The sequence below is a fragment of the Bacillus rugosus genome (genome assembly GCF_023238245.1).
Lineage (GTDB): Bacteria > Bacillota > Bacilli > Bacillales > Bacillaceae > Bacillus > Bacillus rugosus.
Genome location: NZ_CP096590.1, coordinates 1027073 through 1047768, shown reverse-complemented (window position 1 = coordinate 1047768; position 20696 = coordinate 1027073). Strand labels below are relative to the sequence as shown.

17 protein-coding genes and 1 pseudogene are annotated in these 20696 nt (G+C 45.2%); 2 read left to right on the top strand and 16 right to left on the bottom strand.

Translation table 11 applies throughout. From position 1 onward, the window contains the following. The first annotated feature begins 41 nt into the window (after window positions 1-41). Window positions 42-284: a YhdB family protein gene (locus M0696_RS05285; protein ID WP_003224139.1), complete on the top strand. Its 243-nt coding sequence runs from the start codon at window positions 42-44 to the stop codon at window positions 282-284. A gap of 14 nt (window positions 285-298) precedes the next feature. Here the strand turns inward: M0696_RS05285 and yhdA are convergent, their stop codons facing one another. From yhdA to M0696_RS05215, 14 genes and pseudogenes are all read right to left on the bottom strand, one after another. Beyond that, on the bottom strand, window positions 299-823 hold the full coding sequence (gene yhdA / locus M0696_RS05280; RefSeq protein ID WP_222142496.1) for an FMN-dependent NADPH-azoreductase: 525 nt from the start codon (window positions 821-823) through the stop codon (window positions 299-301). Continuing rightward, complete coding sequence (locus M0696_RS05275) at window positions 820-1467, bottom strand: response regulator (protein ID WP_222142495.1); 648 nt, start codon at window positions 1465-1467, stop codon at window positions 820-822. Before M0696_RS05275 ends, yhdA begins: the two co-directional genes overlap by 4 nt. Next, entirely contained in the window at window positions 1464-2606 is a 1143-nt protein-coding gene (locus M0696_RS05270) for a GAF domain-containing sensor histidine kinase (RefSeq protein ID WP_222142494.1), read from the bottom strand. Before M0696_RS05270 ends, M0696_RS05275 begins: the two co-directional genes overlap by 4 nt. Before the next feature lie 150 nt (window positions 2607-2756). Further along, window positions 2757-4502 carry a phospho-sugar mutase gene (locus M0696_RS05265; protein ID WP_166853801.1) on the bottom strand — a complete coding sequence of 582 codons (1746 nt, stop codon included), beginning with the start codon at window positions 4500-4502 and terminating at the stop codon, window positions 2757-2759. Between the two features lie 132 nt (window positions 4503-4634). After that, on the bottom strand, window positions 4635-6302 hold the full coding sequence (glpD, locus tag M0696_RS05260; protein WP_248602759.1) for a glycerol-3-phosphate dehydrogenase: 1668 nt from the start codon (window positions 6300-6302) through the stop codon (window positions 4635-4637). A 141-nt stretch (window positions 6303-6443) separates the two neighbouring features. After that, a complete protein-coding gene (gene glpK / locus M0696_RS05255) occupies window positions 6444-7934 on the bottom strand; it encodes a glycerol kinase GlpK (protein WP_222142493.1) in 1491 nt (496 codons plus the stop codon). An 18-nt stretch (window positions 7935-7952) separates the two neighbouring features. Continuing rightward, entirely contained in the window at window positions 7953-8777 is an 825-nt protein-coding gene (glpF, locus tag M0696_RS05250; protein WP_222142492.1) for a glycerol uptake facilitator protein GlpF, read from the bottom strand. 178 nt (window positions 8778-8955) lie between these two features. Then, window positions 8956-9531: a glycerol uptake operon antiterminator GlpP gene (gene glpP, locus M0696_RS05245; RefSeq protein WP_166853804.1), complete on the bottom strand. Its 576-nt coding sequence runs from the start codon at window positions 9529-9531 to the stop codon at window positions 8956-8958. 30 nt (window positions 9532-9561) lie between these two features. After that, window positions 9562-10914: an aspartate aminotransferase family protein gene (locus tag M0696_RS05240; protein WP_248602758.1), complete on the bottom strand. Its 1353-nt coding sequence runs from the start codon at window positions 10912-10914 to the stop codon at window positions 9562-9564. Between the two features lie 147 nt (window positions 10915-11061). Beyond that, window positions 11062-11976: pseudogene (locus M0696_RS05235) on the bottom strand (AEC family transporter). Window positions 11977-12087: 111 nt separating this feature from the next. Continuing rightward, on the bottom strand, window positions 12088-13629 hold the full coding sequence (locus M0696_RS05230) for a bifunctional GNAT family N-acetyltransferase/carbon-nitrogen hydrolase family protein (RefSeq protein WP_222142490.1): 1542 nt from the start codon (window positions 13627-13629) through the stop codon (window positions 12088-12090). A 15-nt stretch (window positions 13630-13644) separates the two neighbouring features. Then, window positions 13645-14307, bottom strand: coding sequence for an HAD family hydrolase (locus M0696_RS05225; RefSeq protein WP_166853807.1), 663 nt, complete (start codon window positions 14305-14307; stop codon window positions 13645-13647). Between the two features lie 125 nt (window positions 14308-14432). Continuing rightward, window positions 14433-14855: a CBS domain-containing protein gene (locus M0696_RS05220; RefSeq protein WP_166853808.1), complete on the bottom strand. Its 423-nt coding sequence runs from the start codon at window positions 14853-14855 to the stop codon at window positions 14433-14435. A gap of 137 nt (window positions 14856-14992) precedes the next feature. Next, window positions 14993-15388, bottom strand: a complete 396-nt coding sequence (locus M0696_RS05215) for a YhcU family protein (RefSeq protein ID WP_166853809.1) — start codon at window positions 15386-15388, stop codon at window positions 14993-14995. A 110-nt stretch (window positions 15389-15498) separates the two neighbouring features. Here M0696_RS05215 and M0696_RS05210 point away from each other — a divergent pair, with 110 nt between their 5' ends. Next, the gene (locus M0696_RS05210) at window positions 15499-16407 is read left to right on the top strand and encodes an RluA family pseudouridine synthase (protein WP_248602571.1); all 909 of its coding nucleotides are present in this window, start codon (window positions 15499-15501) and stop codon (window positions 16405-16407) included. A gap of 30 nt (window positions 16408-16437) precedes the next feature. On the opposite strand, the gene srtA is transcribed toward M0696_RS05210, so the two are convergent. Both srtA and yhcR read right to left on the bottom strand, forming a co-directional pair. After that, on the bottom strand, window positions 16438-17034 hold the full coding sequence (srtA, locus tag M0696_RS05205) for a sortase SrtA (protein WP_248602570.1): 597 nt from the start codon (window positions 17032-17034) through the stop codon (window positions 16438-16440). Further along, entirely contained in the window at window positions 17031-20615 is a 3585-nt protein-coding gene (yhcR, locus tag M0696_RS05200) for a sortase-dependent nonspecific endonuclease YhcR (RefSeq protein WP_487046757.1), read from the bottom strand. The genes srtA and yhcR overlap by 4 nt, the downstream gene beginning before the upstream one ends. Window positions 20616-20696: the final 81 nt, after the last annotated feature.

Genomic DNA, 20696 nt, shown 5'->3' with positions numbered 1-20696 from the left:
ACTAATCACGAACTTCTCACACAAGAAAGGAGAAGCGATTCATGGATTATGCCGATTACGATAAAGCGTTGTATTACACCCATCGTTCTCAATGGGATAATTTATTAATTTTAATGGTGCGTACAGAGGATGATTTGTTATCAAAACGAATCGAGCATTTTCTGCATGCCTATCATTTTGAACAGGATTACGCCGTTCTTGAAAAGATGCTGTATTCCCTTCTCCGTTATATTGATCATGCCACAGAACTAACTTACGAAGATCAATTAGCCTTGCTCACATAAACAAATCCCGGCGTTCAGACGCCGGGATTTCCTGCTTTTGCGAACATGCTAAGTTCTTCGACAAGCTCCTTTATGCTGACCTTTATATTTTCCATCACTGCAGCATTTTCAACATCAATGTGCACCGGATCAAGCACGAGCTGCTTCGGAATGACATTGGCGTAAACACCCCGCATTACAGTTCTCATATTGTTCAGCGCGTTGATGCCGCCTTTTCCGCCTCCCGCCACTGCCAATAATGCTACAGGCTTATATTTGAATTGTTCGCTGCTTAGAAAATCCAGTGCATTTTTTAAAGCGCCGCTCATGCCGCTGTGATATTCAGGAGATAATAAGACAATCGCATCCGCTTTAGTGACGCGCTGCTTAAGCTCCTGTACCTGCAAAAGTTCGGATTGCTCCGCTTCACCGTTAAAAATCGGCAATATAAACTCGCTTAGATCAATTAGGTCTGTGTGATACAGCGCTGAAATATAGGATGCGGCAATTCTTGTTCTGCCATGTTTTCTGGGCGTACCATTTATGACTAACATATTCATTTTGTGATCTCTCCATTCAAGTTATATTTCACTGCGAAAAGCGCTGCTTGTGTGCGGTCGGCCACTTCAAGCTTTGCCAAAAGATTCGACACATGGGTTTTCACTGTTTTTTCTGAGATAAACAAGGCTGCCGCAATCTCTTTATTGCTTTTTCCGTTCGCAATTTCGTTCAGAACGTCCTTTTCCCTGCGTGTTAATTGATAAAATTTTTCTTTTTCCGGATCGTGCTGATTTCTCATATGTGTCAGCACATGGGGCATAATAGCTGAAGAAAGCCTGTATTCGCCGGCATGCACTTGTCTTAGTGTTTTCACCAATTCCTCGGGCTCTGTATCCTTTAATTGATACGCTTTCGCACCTGCCTGAAGCGCAGGGATGACATGCTCCTGATCGGAATAGCTCGTCAGCACAATGATATTGATCCCCGGAAAATGCTGTACTGCTTTTTTTATGGCTTGAATGCCGTCCATCTCAGGCATAGAAAGATCCATTAGCACAAGATCAGGTTTTGTCTCTTCGATGACACGAAGAGCTTCTGTTCCAGTTGCTGCCTCGCCGGCAACTTCAATGTCATCCTGGGTGGCAAAGAAAAAACGAAGCCCCTTTCTGACAACATGGTGGTCATCCGCAATTACAATTTTCATTGTACTGTCCTTCCTTTCTGATTGGTAAGCGGAAGCCTAATGGACAGCTTTGTTCCCGCTCCAAGCTCTGACTCAACCAAAAACTCCGCGCCGGCTTTTTCTGCCCGTTCTTTCATACCCATGATGCCGAGTGAAGGCAGGCCTTCATGCACTTCATAACAAAACCCTGCCCCATGATCGATTATATCCAGCTCCGCACAGCACGAAGAAGCCGTCAGACTGACATACGCCGTATCAGTTCCGGCGTGCTTTTTGCAGTTATTTAAAGCTTCCTGTACGACACGCCACAGCATATGCTCCTGCTCATCAGTAAAAACAGGACAGCCTTTTTGTGTAAAAATGACATTCAATCCAATGAGCGCGCCATAGCTTTTAATAGCTTCAGACAGCCCTTTTTCCAATCCTCCGGGGCGAAGCTGCCATATTAACGCTTTCATTTCTGCGAGCGCGTCCTGTGATAGATTTTGAATGAAATCAATCATCTGCTGCAGATTCTCATCTTTTGTTAGTGTCTTTGCCGCTCTAGCTGTTAAACTGACGGAAAAAAGCATTTGATTGACAGAATCGTGAAGCTCCTGAGCGAGGCGGTTACGTTCCATTAAAAGAGCATTTTTTTGTTTATATTCAGAAAGCTTCATGCGCTGGATCGCCGTTCCGATCTGAAAGGCGACAGATTCGAGTAAATGCAGCTCTTCCTCGTCAAACATGGTTTTTCCGGCCGCCGCTACATTTAACAATCCGAATCTCCTGTCCCCGTCTTCTAAAGGAACAGTTGCATGATGCGTAATCCCTTCTGTGTCAAAACAGTGCAGTTCCTCAGCTGATTCTATGCGCTTGCAGTTCATTATATTAGCCGCCCTTCTAAGCCCTCCGTTATTAAATTTCGTCAGGCAGTAGCACTCCCCTTCACACATCAATACTTTTTCCTTGCGGCATAAAGCTGGGGGAAGATAAGCGTCGGCCGCTAACGTATAGGACCCGTCTTCTTCGATCAGAAAAATCCAGCCGGATTGAAGGTTCGTCAGACTCAGCAATTCTTTTAAAACCTCATCCAGTGTTGCTTTGACATCGTGCCCTTGGTTTAAGGTTTCCGCAATCGTTTTCAGCGTTTTTAATTTTTCCATCCTCGTTTTGCTCACATTTCTCACTCCGGCATCGGTCTTGTTATTTAAGATTATACCAGTTTTTTGTATGTCGCTACTTCGCTTGAGGGAGGATTTTCTTTCAGACTTTTGGATGAGAAAAAGAAAAAAACCGGATCATTTATAATGATCCAGCTTAAACTCGAATTATTTTGCTGTAGCCTCTACAATGTCATCTACCGTCTTCATTACATCATCAGAAAGAGTGGAAAGACGCGTTTCACTGTCTTCTAAAGAGGTGCCTTTTACGGCGAAATAGAATTTGACCTTTGGCTCAGTTCCGGAAGGACGAAGGCAGAACCAAGACCCGTCTTCCAGGAAGTATTTCAGTACATTTGATTTTGGCAAGTCGATTGCTTCTTCTTTGTTTTCCGTCAGAAGCGTGCGTTTGCTTACAGCGTAATCTTCGGCTGTAACAACCTGTTTGCCGGCCATTTTTTGCGGCGGATTTTGTCTGAAGGAAGCAAGGATCGCTTCAATTTGCTCTGCTCCTTGTTTTCCTTTCAGCGTCAGGGATTTCAGCCCTTCACGGTAAAAACCGTACTCGTTAAAGAGATTGATGAGCGCTTCATACAATGACATTCCTTGTTTTTTATAGAACGCGCAAACTTCAACTGCCAAAAGCGCCGCCTGAATGGCGTCTTTGTCGCGGGCGAAGTCCCCAATTAAGTAACCGTAGCTCTCTTCATAACCGAATTGGAAGGTGTACTGGCCTGATGCCTCGTATTCCTTAATCTTTTCACCGATAAACTTAAAGCCTGTCAGCGTATCAATCGTATCAAGACCGAATGAAGAAGCGACGGCACGCCCGATTTCACTTGTGACGATTGTTTTAAGAACAACGCCATTATCAGGCAGGATGCCTTGTTTTTTCTTTTCAGAAAGCAAGTAATGAAGCAGCAGTGCACCAGTTTGGTTTCCTGTCAGCACTGTATATTTGCCTTGATCGTTTTTCACCGCAATGCCAAGGCGGTCAGCATCAGGGTCTGTTGCGATGAGAATATCTGCGTTCTGCTCCTCCCCAAGCTTAATGGCATATTCAAATGCCGCATGCTCTTCCGGGTTTGGAGAGCTAACAGTAGAGAAGTCTGAATCCGGCTGCTCCTGTTCTTTGACAACCGTTACATTTTTGTAGCCGAGTGCTTCAAGACCGCGTCTGACCGGTTTATTCGCAGTTCCATGCAGCGGTGTGAACACAACGTTTATATCTACTTCTCCAGATAATTCAGGATGAACGGAAATGGACGTCAATTTTTCTGTATAGACTTTATCAATGTCTTCACCGATGATCTTGATTAAGCCTTTTTCTTTTAACGCATTTTCATCGTCGACTGTGATCGTCAGCTCATTTTCAATCGCGTTTACCTGCTCAATGACAATGTCCGCTTCCTTTGGAGGCAGCTGGCCGCCGTCATCTCCGTATACTTTATAGCCGTTATATTCAGGCGGGTTATGGCTTGCCGTCACCACAATTCCCCCATAGGCGTTCAGCTGTCTGACAGCGAATGACAGCTCCGGCGTCGGGCGAAGCTCATCAAACACGTATGTTTGGATGCCTTGTGTCGCAAGTGTTTTAGCCGCTTCCATCGCGAACTCCGGCGATTTATGGCGGGAATCATAAGCAATGACAACGCCCCGCTTTTTCGCTTCCTCACCTTGCTGCGAGATATATGCCGCAAAACCTGCTGATGCTTTGCGAACAGTGTAAATATTCATCCGATTAGTCCCGGCGCCGATTTCTCCGCGCATTCCGCCGGTACCGAATTCAAGGTTTTTATAGAAGCAGTCCTCAAGAGCCTGTTCATTCCCCTCTAACTCAGTGAGGCGCTCTTTCAGTTCCGGATCTAAATTTTCAGTCTGTTTCCAGCGTTCATAGCTCTTTCTCCAAGTCATATTCGTCCTCCTATGTATCAGCTTATGCCATTATTTTATATGAAGCGGGTGCCTCTGTCACTTGATAACCTGAGGTCTGGCACTTTCGGCACGTAAAAAGAAATAACGGGCTGACAGACAGCCCGTTATGATTTATTGTTCGAGCGGTACAACCGCATCGTGTAAAAGCTTGTTGAGGTTTTCTGTATGTTTGTTTTTCGCTTGCTCATCCCATTGGAATCGCTCGCTCATAAAATCAATAACGGCATCTTTATATGTTCTTACCCAATTGATATCAAAAAATAAACGTCCCGTTCTGCGGACAAAGAAGTCAGCAGGTGTTGCCGTCATCTCTTCTTCTATACTGTATTCTGCCTCAGCAAGAATATGAACCGGAATGTGGCGTTTTGCGGCCTCATCTTTCAGCGCTTCCACTCGGTTATAGACTCGCTCTACGTTAGAGCCGTATCTGATCGCCAGCTGTTTTGCGTCTTTTTCTGATAAGCCGGCTGCGATTCCTTCTTTTGTTTTCGCAGTAACGAAGGACATAAGATTTTTAGAACCGCCGACGTGTCCTCCAGAGATTGGCATGTTTTTCGTTTTACATGGTCCGAAATCCTTTTCGCCTTCTTCTTTTAAGCGATCACGCACAAGATCGACGATGTGCTCTGCCATTTTTCTGTATCCGGTCAGTTTTCCGCCCGCGATGGTGATCAAGCCTGAGTCAGATGTCCAAATCTCGTCTTTCCGTGAAATTTCAGAAGGGTCTTTGCCTTCTTCATGAATCAGCGGACGCAGCCCCGCCCAGCTGGATTCGATGTCATTCGCAGTGATATTCAGTTCCGGGAACATGTAATTGATTGAATTGATGACATAATCACGATCCTCCGTTGTCATTCGAGGATGCTCCAGCGCCTCTTTGTAAACGGTGTCTGTTGTTCCCACGTATGTTTTGCCTTCTCGAGGAATCGCAAATACCATACGGCCGTCAGGTGTATCGAAATATACTGCCTGTTTCAGCGGAAAGACAGACTGGTCAAATACAAGGTGAATGCCTTTTGTATGCTGCAAATGCTTTCCGTTTTTGGAATGGTCTTTTTCTCTGAGCTGGTCTACCCAAGGGCCTGTCGCATTGACAATTTTTTTCGCGTACACTTTATATTCTTTTTTTGTCAGCATATCTTCAATTAATACGCCGACTGCTTTGCCTTTTTCGTAAAGGAGCTCCTTCACTTTGGAATAATTCACAGGCTCTGCACCGAATTTAACCGCTTCCTTCATGACCTCGATTGTCAGTCTTGCATCGTCAGTGCGGTACTCAACATAATAACCGCCGCCTTTTAAGCCGTCTTTTTTCACCAAAGGCTCTTTTTGCAGCGTTTCTTTTGCTGAAAGCATGCTTCTTCGTTCTGATTTTTTCACACCTGCTAAGAAGTCATAAACTCTTAAACCGATAGAAGTTGTGAATGAACCGAATGTGCCGCCTTTATGAAACGGAAGGAGCATCCATTCCGGTGTAGTAACATGCGGACCGTTTTCATAAACGATTGCCCGCTCTTTTCCTACTTCAGCGACCATTTTCACTTCAAATTGTTTTAAATAGCGCAAACCGCCATGCACAAGCTTCGTTGATCGGCTTGATGTTCCCGCCGCGAAATCCTGCATTTCGCTGAGCGCGACCTTCATTCCCCTTGATGCCGCGTCAAGAGCTGTTCCTGCTCCTGTAATTCCTCCTCCGATAATAAATAGATCATATGTTTTTTTCGTCATGTCTGTCAGCATGCGATCTCTTTCAAGACTTGAAAATTGATGTTTCATTATTGCTCCTCCTTGTTGTCACGGTGTGTAAATAGAAAAAGAGACCACAACAGCCAAAGTGCATGTTTACACTTTGGTGCTGTGGTCTCTCCTCATCTCAGGACCGTTCTTATTAACTTGTAACTATTATATCATACTTTTACTTTATTTAAAAGCCATAGCTGCTTTCACGGCTTTTTGCCAGCCTGTATACAGCTCATTTCGTTTTTCTTCTTCTAATTTCGGTTCAAACCGTTTATCCAGATTCCACTGGTTCGCGATTTCAGAACGGTCCTTCCAGAATCCCACAGCAATACCTGCCAAATAGGCCGCGCCAAGCGCAGTTGTTTCATTAATTTCAGGTCGTTCCACAGGAACATTCAGCAAATCGCCTTGGAACTGCATCAAGAAATTATTTTTCACAACTCCTCCGTCTACACGAAGCGTTTTTAATGAAATGTTTGAATCAGCTTCCATTGCGTCAAGCACATCTTTTGTCTGATAAGCCAATGACTCCAGTGTCGCACGGATAAAATGTTCTTTTGTTGTGCCTCTTGTCAAGCCGAAAACCGAACCGCGCACATCGCTGTCCCAGTAAGGTGTTCCTAAGCCGACAAATGCGGGAACAACGTATACGCCGTCAGTTGAATCCACTTTCTCCGCGTAAGATTCGCTTAGCGAGGAATCCTGGAACAATCTCAATCCGTCTCTGAGCCATTGGATGGCGGAGCCTGCGACAAAAATACTTCCTTCTAAAGCATATTCAACTTTTCCGTCAATGCCCCAAGCGATTGTCGTCAACAGCCCGTGTTCGGACTTAATTGCTTTTTCCCCTGTATTCATCAGCATGAAACATCCTGTGCCGTACGTGTTTTTTCCCATGCCTTCTTCAAAGCATGCCTGACCGAACAGTGCGGACTGCTGATCGCCTGCCGCTCCCGCAATCGGGATATTTTTTCCGAAGAAGTGGTAATCAACAGTTTCAGCATACACATGGGAAGATGGCTTCACCTCAGGCAGCATGGATTTCGGTACGCCTAAAATCTCAAGCAGTTCATCGTCCCATTTTAAATCATAAATATTAAACATCAGCGTTCTGGAGGCATTGGAGTAATCAGTCACATGCGCTTTTCCGCCTGACATTTTCCAGATGAGCCATGTATCAATCGTTCCAAACAGCAGCTCGCCTTTTTCCGCTTTTTCTCTCGCACCTTCCACATTGTCTAAAATCCATTTCACCTTCGTGCCGGAGAAATATGGATCGATTAATAGTCCTGTTTTTTCTCTGAATAGATCATTATGTCCTTTTTCACGAAGCTCCTCACAAACGCCAGACGTCTGTCTGGACTGCCAAACGATCGCATTATAGACAGGCTTTCCTGTATCCTTATCCCACACAACCGTCGTCTCGCGCTGGTTCGTGATACCGATGCCGGCAATTTGTGAAGCACTGATCCCAGATTCAGAAATGACTGATGCGATAACAGCGAGAACAGAACCCCAAATTTCATTCGCATTATGCTCAACCCAACCTGGATGCGGGAAGTATTGTGTAAATTCCTTTTGAGCGGAGTGAACAATTTTGCCTTCTTTATTAAACAGAATCGCTCTTGAACTTGTCGTCCCCTGATCTAAGGATAAAATGTACGTTTCCATAAGATGTCTCCCCTTTGATTAAATATATTTTGAATTTGATAATGTTTTAGCTGAATGTGATTTCGTATAAACATAGAGCCCTAACAATACCACAACCAATATAACGCTTACAATCCAGAAACTGCTCGTGATCTGCCCTTTAAATGCGGCGTTGTAAAATACGCCGCCAAACGATCCGCCCAAAATCGGGCCGACTACCGGAACCCATGCATATTTCCAGTTTGACGATCCCTTGCCCGGAATCGGAAGAAAAGCGTGCGCAATCCGCGGACCTAAGTCGCGGGCCGGATTAATCGCATAGCCTGTGGTGCCCCCAAGAGAGATACCGATCGCTACAATAAGAAAACCGACGATTAAAGGATTAAGCCCTTCTGTAAATTGATTTGCCCCAATGGCCAAGATTCCAAGCACAAGGACAAATGTCCCGATCACTTCACTTAAAACGTTTGCAAATATATGCGGAATGCTGGGACCTGTTGAGAAAACACCCAGCTTGGCAGCGGGATCATCCGTTGCCTTCCAATGCGGAAGGTAATGCAGATAGATAATCACTGCACCGATGATGGCTCCAATCATTTGCGCCGCAATATAAGCCGGAACCTCTTCCCATGGAAAATCTCCTACAAATGCAAGCGCTATTGTTAGCGCCGGATTCAAATGGGCTCCGCTGATGCCGCCAACTGCATAAGCCGCCATGGCAACACCCAATCCCCATCCAAATACAATAACAATCCAGCCAGACTGGAATGAAAGCGATTTCTTTAAATTGACACCTGCACAAACACCTGCCCCAAAAATAACAAGCAGCATCGTACCGATGACTTCTCCCCAAAATGCTGTCATAGCACATTCCTCCTAAAGTCACGATTAAGAAGTATGATAGAGAAGAAGGGTATAAAAAAACCACAACAAACCGCTTTACGGGTGCATAAACATTTACCGTAAAGAGCTGCTGTGGTCTCCGAGTTCTCCATCACAATGTATTAACCTAGTGCAATTGTATCAGTGGATGAAAGCGGTGTCAATCATTTTCCGTCAAAAAGTTTTCATATTTCTTCCATAATTTGGTATTTGACGTTGTGACAGCAACAGCCCCCGCTTTCAATGCCTGTTCCACATCCTCTTCCGTACGGATGAAACCGCCAGCAAAGATGGGAATCCCTGTTTTCTCTTTTATTTCCCGAATAAGTGACGGGACGATGCCAGGCAGCACTTCAATGAAGTCAGGTTTATGCTTGCCGACAAACTCCATGCTTTTCTCCATTGCGCTTGTATCAAGAAGAAACAGGCGCTGAATCGCATAAATTTTCTTTTGCTTCGCTTTGGCAATCACGTTCGATCTTGTTGAAATAATCCCGGCTGGCTTGATGTCCTGGCAAATAAACTCCGCTCCGTATTCATCATGCTTGATCCCTTGAATCAGATCGACGTGCACCATCATGTTCTTTCCGTGCTTTTGCGCTTCTCTGATCACGCCCTTTAGCTGGCCGAGATGAATATCAAGAATAACACCGTAGGAAAATGAACTGTTCAAAAACTCATCAAATTGCTTCATATTGCGAATAGCCGGTAAAATGGGCTGTTTGTGAAAACTCATCGTGTGCTCCTTTAACAAATCACTTTTATATTAAATCGTCTTAAAGCTATCTTTCACCGTTTTCACGATAAAGGAAAGGTCCTCTTCTGTCAGGCAAAATGGCGGTGCGAGCTGGATAACGTTGTTGTAGCCGGCGACTGTATCGCCGTTTTTGCCGATGATCAGGCCTTTTTCTTTGCACGCCGCAACCACTCGGTTTACTTTGTCGGCATCAGCTGGCTCTTTTGTCAATTTATCTTTGACGAGCTCGATTCCGATCAGCAGCCCTTTACCCCTCACATCTCCGACTGCCGGGTGTTCTCTTAAAGCCTGAAGCTCACCCAAAAGCGTTGCCCCAAGGTCGCGGGATCGCTGAATCAGCTGTTCGTCCTCCATAATTTGCAGGTTTTTCAACGCCAATGCACAGGCCGCCGGGCTTCCGCCGAACGTGTTCACGTGGCGAAAACGGTCATAAGGCGCTTCACCCTGGTACGCTTCGAAAATATCCCGTTTAACAGCAGTCGCTGACAATGGCAGATACGCGCTTGTGATTCCCTTTGCCATCGTAATGATATCAGGCTTCACGCCGTAATGCATAAACCCGAACGGCTCGCCTGTCCGTCCAAACCCGCAGATGACTTCATCGCAAATCAAAAGAGCTCCGTGGCGGCGGCAAATGTCCTCCACCTTCTTCATATATCCGTCCGGCGGCATTAAGATGCCTCCGCCTGTAATGATGGGCTCCATGATGACCCCGGCAATCGTTTCGCTTAACTCCCATGTCATGATGCGGTCAATTTCGGTTGCGCTCTCAAGCGTGTCGGCATCCTCAGGATTCCGGTATACATCTGGCGGAGCTGCATGCAGGAACCCTTGGCTTAAAGGCTCATATTTATATTTCCGCTGTGCCTGTCCGGTAGCTGAGAGCGCTCCCAATGTGTTGCCGTGGTATGCTCTGTATCTTGAGATGAATTTATAACGGCTGTGGTCACCGTTTTGCAGATGGTACTGGCGAGCGATTTTAAAAGCGGTTTCGTTTGCTTCCGATCCGCTGTTGGAAAAAAAGATGACATAATCGCCGCCAAGCCATTCATTCAGCTTTTCCGCCAGTTGAATCGCCGGTGCGTGACTTTGCGTTAACGGGTAGTAAGGCAGCTCCTTTAATTGCTCATAGGCAGCCTCCGCAAGCTCCTTTCTGCCGTAACCAATATTGACACACCACAAACCGGACATCGCATCCAAATAGCGTCGTCCGTCTATGTCGGTCACCCAGGCCCCTTCAGCCTTTTGGGCAATCAGGCTGTCAGCTTGATGCGCTCCCTTCATGGCATGCCACACAAATTGCTCATCTTTTTGCTTTAATCCCTGATTTTGCTGAATGTTTTCCATCCCCATCATCTCCATTTCATTAGCGTTCACTAAAGTGCCAATTCAATTGAAACAGACCTTCTTCTCTTATGTGATGTCTTGGTGATGATTTCCCTGCCTTCAATATAAAGCCAGACGGGGCTAGAGTCAATAAAGCCCGGAAATAATAAAACATCCTCTTTCTCAAGACGAAAGAGGATGCAGCATCCAAAGCAGAACAGGCAAGGTGACAATGCTCAGCATCGTGCTGATAAAGGTCGCGCTCGAAACGACTTCCGGTCTTGTATTAAACTGGACAGCCATTAAAGTCGTGTTGGCAGCGGTCGGCATAGCGGCCACGAGAATCATAATTTGTTTTGTCATGTCATCCACCGGCAATATCATTGTGAAGCCTAGCGCAATCATCGGAGATACCATCAGCTTCAAAAGCAATGAATAAGAAATTTTTCTATATTCAATATTTTTGAAAGAAATCAATGCAAGCTGCATGCCAAGAATGATCATAATCGTAGGAATGGCCGCATTTCCGACCAGCTCAATTCCCGTCATTAACTCTTTAGGGATTGAAATATCCATAAGCTGAAGTATTGCACCGAAAAGTGCCCCGTACGCAACAGGCATACGAATAACCCGGGTCATGACCATTGTAAATCCGCCTTCCTCCGAACCTCCTTTTGCCGCATAATACATGCCGATCGTACTCATGATTAATTACTGCAGCACCATTAACACAACGGCCGTGTCCAGTCCGGCTGTCCCAAACACCAGCAGAACAACAGGCGTGCCGTAATTGCCGTTATTCATAAAAGCGGATGACAGGATTATTGCACAGCGATCTTGGTTCGGGTACTTATGAAAAAAAGATAAAAAGTAGACAAATAGAACAAGGACCAGGCAAAGCCCCAGCACAAAAATAGAGAGATAGACATAATCCATCGTCAGCTTGTTAGTATAGAACGTATCAAATGCAAGAAAAGGAGACATTAAGTATAAGGACATTTTGGACAGTGTTTGAATATCAAAGCCGAGCGTTTTCTGTCCGATATAACCGATTGCGAAAATTCCGAAAACGGGGACTAAAACAAGCAGAAATTCCATAGGGCACCTTCTTTTCCGATATACAATTTACTTTTATTTTAAAGAAAGCGCGTAATCGTTTCAATTCCGTTTTTGATCAAAAAACCCGCCAATATCGGGCGGGTTTCGGGATTATTTTTTATATTGAATATGATAAACATCACGCCGTCTGTCCTTTAGCTGACGCACTGTACCATTTTGGCGCTGTCTTCTGAGTATTTCCAGGTCAACATCGCCGATAACGACCATTTCAATATTCGGGTTTGTTTCACCGACAATGCCGTCTCTTGCGAATTCAAAATCAGATGGTGCAAAGATGCCTGACTGAGCATATTGGATATCCATATTTTCCGTTTGCGGAAGGTTTCCAACCGTTCCTGAGATAACCGTATAAATTTGATTTTCAACCGCTCTTGCCTGCGAACAGTATCTGACGCGCAAATAGCCTTGGCGGTCTTCTGTACAAAATGGCGTAAAAATGATTTTTGCGCCTTTGTCCGCCGCAATCCGGGCAAGCTCAGGAAATTCAATGTCGTAACAGATCTGAATCGCGATTTTTCCGCAGTCCGTATCGAACACGCGAACCTGATCTCCGGCGCTGATTCCCCACCATTTGCGTTCATTCGGCGTAATATGGAGTTTATATTGCTTCTCGATCGTTCCGTCCCGTCTGAACAGGTAAGCGATATTATAAATCTTGCCTTCCTCTTCGACGAAATGAGATCCGCCGATAATGTTGACGTTGTACTTCACGGCCAAATCAGTAAATAGACTGATGTAATCTTCTGTATACTCAGTAATTCTCTGTACCGCCAAGCTCGGTGACCGTTCCTCAAGGAAAGACATCAGCTGGGTTGTGAAAATTTCCGGGAACACCGCAAAATCAGATCTTGCGTCAGAAGCGACATCGACATAGTATTCTACTTGATTCGCAAATTCATCAAAGGAATAAATTTTCTTCATTTCGTATTGAATCACACAAATTCTCACAGGGAACGCCGATTTATAATAGCGTTTTGTCTGCTGCGGAAGATAATCGACATTATTCCATTCCATCAGCGTCGCATACTTGATCGAAGCCGTATCATCAGGGAGATAATTCGGGTTAATCCGCATAAGGGTAAAGCCGTTCATCAACTGAAAAGATAGGACCGGATCGTAAATTTGGTGGCGAGTCACCTGTTCAACATACTCTCTCGCCGTCATTTCGTCTGCATATTTATGATAGTTTGGGATCCGTCCGCCTATAATGATGCTTTTCAGATTTAAGCGTCTGGCCAAGTCCTTTCTCGCCTCGTACAAACGGTGGCCGATCTTCATTCGTCTGTATTTCGGATGCACCATGACCTCAATTCCGTACATATTCAAGCCGTCCGGATTATGGTTGGTGATATAACCGTCATCTGTAATGTCCTGCCACGTATGGCGGTCATCATATTCATCAAAATTAATCAGGAGACTTGAGCACGAACCGATAATTTCACCTTCGAATTCTGCACAAAACTGCCCTTCGGGAAAATGCTCCAAATGGCTGATTAAATGCTCCCGCTTCCAAGGCTCCATCCCCGGAAAGCAATCCTTTTGAAGATCGATAATCTTATCGATGTCTTTCTCTTCGATATTGCGAATGACCATTTTCTTTTCAAAACGGGTCAAATCTAATTTCTCAGACAATCTACTCGCTCCTTTCTAGCGTTGTTTATTCAGATGATCAAGCAATAGGGCGAGCTCCATCTCCGCCATTGATTCAAGCCTGTGATCATAGTCTTCAAACATCAAGGTGCCCGTGACTTTATTCGGGACAATGACACACTTCATGCCCGCTCTTTTCGCAGCAATCGAACCGTTGACAGAATCCTCAAACGCGAGACATTCCGATGGCGATACACCAAGATTCTTTGCCGCTAATAAATACAGTTCAGGATTCGGCTTCACCTCTTCCACATCATCCGCCGTTTGAATGACCTCAAAATCATCAAACAAGCCGATTTGCTTCAAATGGCCAGACACCCACTTATAATCAGAGCTGGAGGCAAGGCCTACTTTTAAGCCTAAATCCTTTGCCGCATTCAGATACGCTTCGACACCCGGTCTCGCTTTTTCTGTTTCCATGCGTTTGGCAAACCGCTCTCTTCTCAGTTTTGTCAGCTCTTCATGGTTCAGCTTTTTGCCGATCTGCTCTTCTAAATAATCAAAAGGCCGAAATCCTGCGGCTGTTCCAATTACCTCTCCCCAGACAGACAGCGGCAGGACTGAGCCGTGTTCCTCAAATATTTCCTGAAGGACTTCATATTCATGTGTTTCTGTATCTAGAATCAGTCCGTCAAAATCAAAAATTAACGCTTTAATCACTGCGTACAACTCCTTTAGTCCGAATTGAGACATATGTATACACTCACTATACCCCGAAACATGACTGCTTTCAAAAAGTAAGGTTTATGTGAAGAAAGAGCCTGCACACCGCAAGCTCTTTCTTATTAATGAATGTTTTGATGAGAAATGTTTGTCAGCGCTTCTCCTGCAGACTCGTTCGACATCTGATTGACTGCCAGGTCTCCAAGCGCAACGATCCCGACTAGATTGTTTTGATCTACAATAGGAAGGCGGCGGATTTGGTGCTGGGCCATCAGCTGCGACGCGTCTCCCAGACTCATATTAGGATTTCCTGATACGAGGTCTGTTGACATCACTTCTGAAACGGGTGTCTGGCCATCTCGGCCCTGAGCTGTAGTTCTTAATGCAATGTCACGGTCAGTCAGCATTCCTTTTAAAACACCTTGCTCTACAACGGGAATTGCCCCGACGTTATGCTGTTTCATGAGAGAAGCCGCTTCCTGAATCGTTTGATTCGGAGAAACGGTTGCCACCTGCGTTGTCATTGTATTTCTTACTGAACTCATTGTCAGCACCCCTTTCAATCATTAGTATGTTCAGACACGTGCCGATTAAAAAGGGAGTTAGAGGAAAGGTTTTATGATATGATTTCTCTGATGCAAAAAAGAGCTTTTCTGAAAATGGAAAAGCTCTTGCTGCCTAGTTATATCAGCCTTCTATGACCGAAAAAGGCTTTGTTAGTCTTCGTTTGAAAGTCAGAAAAAGAAAATGGAAAATAAATTCCAAAATCATTCAGCATCTTGCTGTTTTTTTCAAAAATCGCCTGATCACTCAAATCTGTGTGCGGCGAAGGCTTAGTCAGGATAATATGTATCATTTGCAGACAAGCCATGATTTGAAATGCTTCTTTTAATGTTCCTTGGTAATAATGGTTATTTAAAGACAAAACGCCTTTCTTTTTAAAGCGCTGAATGTCCAGTTCGGAGAAATAAAGAGGAAATACATCATGGATCAGCTCCATTGACAGCTCCTTGATAAAGCTCTCCTGTTCTGCAGTTGCTGCGTTCACAATTCTCACGTCAATCACCTTTCTTGCCATCGAATATCCTAAGTCTTAATCAAGAATAGCACAGAAAAAAACACGAAAGCTAAGGTAAGTGTTTCCTATGAGAAACAGCAGCCTTCCGCTTCGAAAAGGAGCCATTTGACATGAAACAAAAAGGCAGAGGGCTTGAGTTCCTCATCAATGAAAAACAAGATGGCCAATGGCTGTTTTCTGTACTGAAAACAGCGCTCAAAGCCTCTAAACCCGTGATTCAAGACTGGATGTCCCATCATCAGATAAAGGTCAATCACGAAGCCATCATAAACAATGTTATCGTAAAAAAAGGAGACCGTGTGTTCATTGATCTTCAGGAAAGTGAAGAATCCTCCGTCATACCACATTATGGAGAGCTTGACATTTTATTTGAGGACAATCACATGCTTATCGTCAATAAACCTGCGGGCATAGCGACGCATCCGAATGAGGATGGCCAAACTGGCACACTGGCTAATTTGATTGCATACCATTATCAGGTAAATGGGGAAATATGCAAGGTGCGCCACGTCCATCGTCTTGATCAGGATACCTCCGGCGCAATCGTTTTTGCCAAGCATCGTTTGGCACATGCCATTTTAGATCAGCAGTTAGAGAAAAAGACGCTGAAGCGTACGTATACTGCCATCGCTGAAGGAAAGCTAAAGACGAAAAAAGGGACAATTGATTCACCGATCGGCAGAGACCGATCACACCCGACAAGACGCCGGGTTTCACTAGGCGGGCAAGCAGCCGTCACTCATTTCAAGTTGATTGCCAGCAATGCGAAAGAGCGGCTGTCGCTCGTTGAATTAGAGCTGGAAACAGGCAGAACACACCAAATTCGTGTTCATATGGCGAGCATCGGCCACCCGCTGACAGGAGACTTGCTTTACGGAGGCGGGAGCAAGCTGCTAAACAGACAGGCGCTCCACGCCAAAAAGGTACAAGCCATTCACCCGATAACCGGCGAGCTGATTGTTGCCGAAGCGCCTTTCCCGACTGATATAGAAAACCTTTGCCACACTTATTTTTCATGAAGAAAAGCCGCAGGAATGGCCTGCGGCTTTTTAAGTGACTCGTTTTCCGTATATAATATAGCGCTTCGGGGCGTTTCCGACATATGAAAACGGATAACAGGTCGTAATAATAAGCTCTTCCTTTTCATGCTGGAGCGTAATAATGGATGTGTCATCCTTATCGACAATTTTTGTTTTTACAATTTCATATGTGAAATCACCATATGACAGGAGTATACGGAGCTGATCCCCCTTTTCCAGCTCTCCCGTCCGGCGAAACACGGTATCCCGATGTCCTGACAACACAATTTGCCCGTTTTCATCAGGATAATAGCTGTCCTTGTAATGCCCGACACCTTTTTCTAAATCATCTGCATCAGTGCCCTCCACGATCGGAAGCTCTGCGTTGATTTTCGGTATTTCTAAGATGCCGCTCGCTTGGCCGGTCTCAGGCTTAAATGATGCTTTGTTCCCTGCTTGACCTGCGCTTTGTTTCGTGTCCGAAGCTTCCTGCGGCTTTTCAGCCGCCAGTTTTGCTTCTTTTAATGTCTGTTCGGTCTTCATATTCGTATCGATCAATTTAAGGCCTCCATAGCCTGTGATCAAAAGACCGACCGCAATAATGACGAGTGGAATAATCTTTTTCACGTTCTGGAGGCGCTCCTTTTTCTTCTGACATATAGATAAGTTCCTGACAGTGTCACCGCCGCGCCGATTACCATAAAGTTATAGTGGCCCGCTGATGTATCCGGAAGCTGATGATCAGACCCGCCTTTCGAAGTTCCGTTTTGTAAAGGCAATGTGCTGATCTTGCCGGCTGTGTCAGCATTTTTTTCAACGCTCGGCATTTCACCTAATCTCAAAATGTCTGAAGGCGTCAGCTGATGAACCGGCACAGTGCCTGGAGTCTCTTTTATATCTGTCTGGTCTTCCCCAGGTGCTGGGTCCTCTTTAACCGGCTGCTCCGTTCCCGGGGCATCTCCCGGCTCTTCCGTAACTGGATCTTCTGTTACAGGGTCTTCAATGCCGCCGGCTTCAGCTAGTTTAATTCTTCCCTCTTTTGTATACACAATAGGCTCATCAAAGCTTTTTACGTACTCAACTGTCGCGTCCAAATCCTCAGGCCCTGTTACCAGATTTTTCCCAAGCAGTCCGATTGGCTGATATTTGGTTCCTGTTGCTGTCGCCATAAAATTGTTGACGGTCAATGTATATGTGGTATCGGGCTGAATCTCGGTGCCATCTGCCATTTTCATATCGACAGCTTTTCCGGTTTCTTTGTCCCACGTATACGTAAACCCGCTGATGCTGTAGTCAGGCCCAAAAACCGGCGAGATTTGCGCATTGATAATCTCTCTTAAATCTTTTCCTTTGATCTCAAGCTTCGTTAACACATTTCCGAACGGCTGGATATTGTAAAGATCTCCCCACGTAATGGGTCCCTTCTTCAGCGCTTCACGTACTCCGCCGCCATTCATTAGGGCAAAATCTGTTTTCATGGCCGCTCGCATGCCATCCGCAATCAGGTTTCCAAGAGGCGTATCACCGTCATTCGAATACCCCCCTTCCATATCAACAGCCGCTTCGCCGACGACCTCGCTGATAATCGGCTCAGCAAGTGTTTGATATTTCTTTAAAATGGCTGACGCGCTGGCATCCGGTTCTATTTTACTTTGATCAACATATAGGATTTCCGCCGACTTTTTGACAATGTCTTTTGTCGTTTTATCGAGCTCTACATCAACAACACTTATGGCTTTTCCATATTCAAACGCCTGAACAATCAGTTTTCCATTCACTTCACCGTTAACAACCTTATGATTATGCGCTGCAAAAATCACGTCGATTTCAGAATCTGTTTTGTTTGCAAGATCAGCAGATTCACCGGTAATTGCGGTGCCATTCTGTTCGGCTGACATATGCGCGAGAACCGCGATGGCCTTTACGCCTTTTTTCTTCAGCTCTTCTGCCGCCTCATTCACCGCTGTTACTTCATCTGTAAACTCGATGTTTTTTATTCCGTCAGGCATGACCATGCCCGCGGCCGACTGTGTGACAACCCCGATAAAAGCAACGGGTATGCCCTCCACATTTATGATGTCATATGCCGGCAAAAAGGGCTCTCCTGTAGATTTCATTTTACAATTGGCGCATACAAGGGGAAAGTTCTGTCCATCATATCCGCTTGTGCCTTTCGGGTGGTCTCCGCCATTTAAGATCCTCAGCAGTTCATCCGTGCCTTCATCGAACTCGTGATTGCCGACAGTTCCGACATCAAATCCGATGTCCTCCATCAGCTCTACAGTCGGTTCATCTTGAAGAAGAGATGAAACTGGAGAGCTGCCTCCAATCATATCTCCCGCGTGCACAATCAGCGTGTTTTTCTTTTCGGCCTTTTTCTCCTTCAAATATGCGGCGGCATAGTCCATGCGTCCAAATGTGCCGTCTGCAGCTCCGTTCCCATCGAGATCAAGCTCATATTGCTGATCGATCTTGCCATGCAAATCATTCATGCCGAGAATTCTAAGCGGTATATTTTCTTGAGGTGCCGTTTGCCTCTTTTTATATCCTGCGTTCTCCGCTTCACTTGCTGAGGCGAAGAAAATTCTGTTTTCCACAGCTACCTGCTTCCAGTCGGCCGGCTGCACATACGTTTTATTTGACGAATCTCCCACATATCTTGTCAGGCCTTTTCCTTGCTCTCTAGCTCTAAATTCAAACGGCATTTCCAAGAGGGGATCGTCTTCATTCCAAATTCCTTTTTGCTCTTTTTTCGCGGCAGCAACGGCAGCCTGAAACTGCTGATAATCCTCTTCATTGTCAACCGGCCAAATAAAATACGTCGGAGCATAGCCATTTTTCACAAGCTCTAAGTTCACGTTTGAACCCGATTCGGTTATGACCTGCCCAAGAAGTCTGCCATAGCTGTCCTTGGCTTCACTTCCGACCTTAACCGTAATTTTATCTCCTGAGGACAGAACCGTTTTTAGATAGTCAGATGCTTTTTTGCCAAATCTTAATTGATTTTCGTCTGCTTCATTTTTGGGTGTGTGATACGTTTCAGGTGTATCTACATTTACAAAACGGATTTTTGTCGTTCCAAGTACCGGAGATTTAAGATGGATGGTATCGCCGTCAACAACCCGGTCAACAATACCTTCATATTCACCCTCCACAGCTGGAGGTGCGGGCTGTTCTTCTAGCAGCTTCACGTCAGACGCTTTTCGCGGAAGTAGCTGAAGGGATTGGTATCTGCTTAATACACCGGTAAATTCATACCATTTACCCTCATCAAGTTCGTCTATCACCCCTGTATCATTCATAACCCGGAGCGTAATAGCATGGTGGTCTTCATCAATCATCGTTACATTGTAACCGCCGCCGGCAGGAGAATTTGGAATTGAGGAAACAAACGCTTTTAGTGTTACAAGGCGGCCTTCAAACTGATCACCCAGACTGCTGTTAACCAGTTCATCGATTGTTGAATGTTTAGGAGCGGGGAGAGATTGGTTTGACTGGTTGATTTTGATGCCTGATGATTTTGGAACAATTTCTTTCAGCCCTTGGTATGTTGTGATTTTCCCTGTCACCGTGATATCCATGCCTTCTTTTAATTCAGGAAATTGCCCCGGTACAGCCGAATAAATGTTAATGCCCCCGGTTTCATCCTGCATAAAGGTCGACAGCTTCCCGCCTCCGACCGCACTTTGATCAGCAGTGACGATCCCTTTTATCGTTACTTCTTCATTCAGCCGTCCCCGCGCTTCATGTATTGTGACTGGCTGTTCAGCCGGCGGAGTTTTCGTGTCATCAGTTACATCCATCGACTGAACATTCTTAAGTCCTGTCGTATTAAAGTAATCTTCAAGCTTTCCTTGAACAGTTATCTTTTTTCCTAGAAGAAGCGGATTGGTTTGCAGCCCAAATTGGCTTCTGAAGGCGGAGGGGATTTGCACAGGAAGGATGTGATCAGACGATGTCTCGTTTTTACTGTCTGCCAGCGCGACATTATAATCATTTGAAAAAGGGCTTGTCAGCTTATAATGCTGCGGGGAAACAGCCTGGCCGACAGCATATCCTTCAACAAGCGCCTGTCCTTCTTTTTGCTGTATCGCCTTATCAACCGTTAGCGGCTGTTGTGGCTCAGCTGCCTTTACAGCTTCGCACGTGTACATCACATTCAAGAACATCAATGCTGTGATCAAGACAATATGCAGAATACGCCTCATCATTTTTCCTCCCTTAATATACACATTATGACAACGACTTTGTCTGCTTATCATTTCGACAGACAGCATATAATTCCTTTC

Coding starts and splice junctions, on each gene's coding strand:
- M0696_RS05265 (WP_166853801.1), bottom strand. CDS start 4,502: ATGACTTGGAGAAAGAGCTATGAACGCTGGAAACAGACTGAAAATTTA.
- M0696_RS05220 (WP_166853808.1), bottom strand. CDS start 14,855: ATGAGTTCAGTAAGAAATACAATGACAACGCAGGTGGCAACCGTTTCT.
- M0696_RS05285 (WP_003224139.1), top strand. CDS start 42: ATGGATTATGCCGATTACGATAAAGCGTTGTATTACACCCATCGTTCT.
- yhdA (WP_222142496.1), bottom strand. CDS start 823: ATGAATATGTTAGTCATAAATGGTACGCCCAGAAAACATGGCAGAACA.
- M0696_RS05275 (WP_222142495.1), bottom strand. CDS start 1,467: ATGAAAATTGTAATTGCGGATGACCACCATGTTGTCAGAAAGGGGCTT.
- glpF (WP_222142492.1), bottom strand. CDS start 8,777: ATGACAGCATTTTGGGGAGAAGTCATCGGTACGATGCTGCTTGTTATT.
- M0696_RS05210 (WP_248602571.1), top strand. CDS start 15,499: ATGAAACAAAAAGGCAGAGGGCTTGAGTTCCTCATCAATGAAAAACAA.
- M0696_RS05215 (WP_166853809.1), bottom strand. CDS start 15,388: ATGGCAAGAAAGGTGATTGACGTGAGAATTGTGAACGCAGCAACTGCA.
- M0696_RS05240 (WP_248602758.1), bottom strand. CDS start 10,914: ATGGAGATGATGGGGATGGAAAACATTCAGCAAAATCAGGGATTAAAG.
- glpK (WP_222142493.1), bottom strand. CDS start 7,934: ATGGAAACGTACATTTTATCCTTAGATCAGGGGACGACAAGTTCAAGA.
- glpP (WP_166853804.1), bottom strand. CDS start 9,531: ATGAGTTTTCACAAACAGCCCATTTTACCGGCTATTCGCAATATGAAG.
- yhcR (WP_487046757.1), bottom strand. CDS start 20,615: ATGAGGCGTATTCTGCATATTGTCTTGATCACAGCATTGATGTTCTTG.